General features: G+C 60.8%; 2 protein-coding genes and 2 pseudogenes. All 4 read right to left on the bottom strand.

Annotation, left to right across the window (positions count from 1 at the left end):
• Window positions 1–151, bottom strand: a pseudogene (locus AC5P1C_RS43585) (IS5 family transposase); the annotation flags it as partial.
• 75 nt (window positions 152–226) lie between these two features.
• Window positions 227–484 carry a hypothetical protein gene (locus tag AC5P1C_RS43590; RefSeq protein ID WP_493871560.1) on the bottom strand — a complete coding sequence of 86 codons (258 nt, stop codon included), beginning with the start codon at window positions 482–484 and terminating at the stop codon, window positions 227–229.
• A gap of 289 nt (window positions 485–773) precedes the next feature.
• A complete protein-coding gene (locus AC5P1C_RS43595; RefSeq protein WP_493871561.1) occupies window positions 774–1,910 on the bottom strand; it encodes a hypothetical protein in 1,137 nt (378 codons plus the stop codon).
• Between the two features lie 171 nt (window positions 1,911–2,081).
• A pseudogene (locus tag AC5P1C_RS43600) lies at window positions 2,082–2,198 on the bottom strand (zinc-dependent alcohol dehydrogenase); the annotation flags it as partial.
• Between the last annotated feature and the right edge of the window lie 386 nt (window positions 2,199–2,584).

A 2,584-nucleotide genomic window follows, 5' to 3' on the forward strand; every position in this document is an offset into this window, starting at 1 on the left:
AGAGGATGGCGTTGACGATCTCCCGCAGGTCGTGCACCCGGGCGGCCGTGCCCGGCCCGGTCCGTCTCATCCGCCAGTCGGTGAAGACCGGTTCGATCAAGGCCCAGCGGGCGTCGGACACATCACTGCGATACGGGCGACGAACACTCACGTCTCGGATAACGAAGACCAACGCCGACAGTCACACAATCATCTCTAAATACCAGTAATCCAGATCAGATGCCCTCTAAGCGAGCGTGGAGAGCGCGGAAGGATCCGCTGCTCGCTCGGAGAGGAACCCGCCCTGTTCGTCGTATCCGATGAACCCGCCGCGGAACAGCCGGGCATGCGAGGCCATGTACTCGTCCAGATCCATCTCGTCACGAGACAGCAGGCCGGCGACTTCCTCGGCGCTGGCGATCAATGCTGATAGATGGCGGGCGTCGGTACCAGTGATTCGTCCCTCTGCGACAGCGCACATGGTCGCGATGGCATCGAGGGCCACGAGCTCCGGTCTCCTCCATGCGGATCCGCAGGGTGGGAGGGTAGAGGCGACCGTTGATCGCTTCCGCTTCCTCACGCAGGACCAGGGGATGCACGGGCCCTGACGTGATCGGCACGTCCCGCCAGCTCCGGCCCTTCGGCTTCTTACCCCTGACTGACCTCCGGGTCTGACTCTTTCTTCCCATACTCAGGTAACGCACAGGCTGACCTGCGCGTCGAGCTCGCGATCGGACGGCGGCGCGCGCAGTCGGGCAACGGATTCGAATGCGGGGCCAGGGGGTATCAGGCTTCTACCACATTGCTTCACTCCTTTTTGATAGCACCCACACGTAGTACCAGTTGCCGCTCCTAATGATCCGGTTACCGTTCTCGATCCTCGCGGATATGGCTCCCCAGAAGGTTCCTGCGGCAGTCAGGCCAAGGATCGGGAGTAGTTTTTCCAGGATCCCGCCGTTCACGGCAATAAGGAATGCCGAAACGGTCGACGCTACTGCTCCTGACGCTGCCAAAGTTTGCTTTCGTTGAGTAGAAAGATATTCGGCCCTAACCGACCGTACTTGATCTTCTATTTGGAGCGTGATCTTAGCTAGCTCTACCTGTGTTTGCTCAGCGTTTAGGGCATCTTCTACGCCTAACAGGCTGGCTCGAAGAAAATTGCGGAAACCTTTATAAGATTCGAACTCGTCCACAGTGATTTTGGAGAACTCGTCAAGGGATACACCCTCAAGGAACGGAAGGTCAATGTGGACAATGGGCCGAACCAAACGGTCTCTCACTCGATCCCGCAGCACAGAAGTTCCGGGCGCCGTCTCGGAAGGGTCGATCAGCCTTCCATTCCTGATGATGTAGTCAACGGCGTCATGTTGGCGCAATTGCTCCCTCGGCTGCCTCTCCCCCGAGGCGGTTCCTTCCTCTTGCATAGAGTAACTGGGCAGATACCAGACGAGTCCAGCCTTCATCAAGGGTTGCGCGCTTATAAGCCAGCTTCCTAGGGCCTCAAAGTTTGGGCAGTGAATTCCACAATAGATTCTCCGCGCATCGCCCCGTCTGTCCTCCCAATTCAAGGGCCGCATGCCGGAACTTCCCGGATTAATCGACGTATAGCTATTCCTGCTCGCTTCATATACCGCCACCTCGGTAAATGGCGATTCCCAACCATGCGATAAAAGAAGTGTGTTCGAAATGAGAGTTGCGCGTTTCGTGAGAGTCTCGAAGTCGCCGACATCCACCGTTAGACCGATATCGTATCCGCCGCGACGAAATCGCTCTTCGCCGATGATCCTCTGCCGACGCGGATCGAAAAGACTGTATGCGTACCATCCTGCAAAATCGATCGCATCCTTGCCCCTCAGTTCGGATTCACGAAGTGCCTTCCTCATAGACCGCGCGACATGCGGGTCTCCAACCACTTTCTGCTTTCGGAACATTGGACAAGTGTCCCCGCAGGCACAGGCCGGTGCAAGGGCGTCGCCTTCAACAGAGTCGGCGCCCAACGGTGGAGATCTATTGGAAGCATGCCCGACATGCCCCCAGAGGAGCTCCGTACAGCGCGCCGTGCCCACGCCGGTGCTCGGGCATCATCGTCAGGTCCACCGGCCAACGGCGGTGCCGGTCTCGACGACCCTGGCGACACACTCGTGGCCGAGGGCGAACGGCGGGTCGATGAAGCCGTGTCCGGCCAGGATGGACGAGTCGACGTCGCAGGGAGTGGCGGCCTCCAGCGACTCCGGCTTCACGGACAGAGCGGTCTCCTCGTACAACTCGCGCACGGCGTGCCGGTGATCGGCTCGCCGGGCTCGCTCTTGCCCACGAGGAGGCCCACATGCCCTGAGAGAGTTCGCTTCGGCCCGACGGAGCCTCCGGGCGGGCCGACCGGCGCTGCCGCGTGCCGCGGCCGGCGGGACTGGCGGGTGTAGTTGGTCAGGGCGGCGGAGGCCGTGCCCGGCTCAGAACCGGGCACGGGTCTACCGCAGAATCCTTTCGGCTGCTGAGCCGATCGGCGACGACAGGCGTCAGCCTCCCGGGACTCTGCGGAATCTCCTACGCCTTCGTGCGCTGCTGCGCATGGGCCCCCTTTCGGATGCGGTGCTTGGAGGAGACC

This window comes from Streptomyces sp. A18 (assembly GCF_059026065.1).

Coding starts and splice junctions, on each gene's coding strand:
- AC5P1C_RS43595 (WP_493871561.1), bottom strand. CDS start 1,910: ATGTTCCGAAAGCAGAAAGTGGTTGGAGACCCGCATGTCGCGCGGTCT.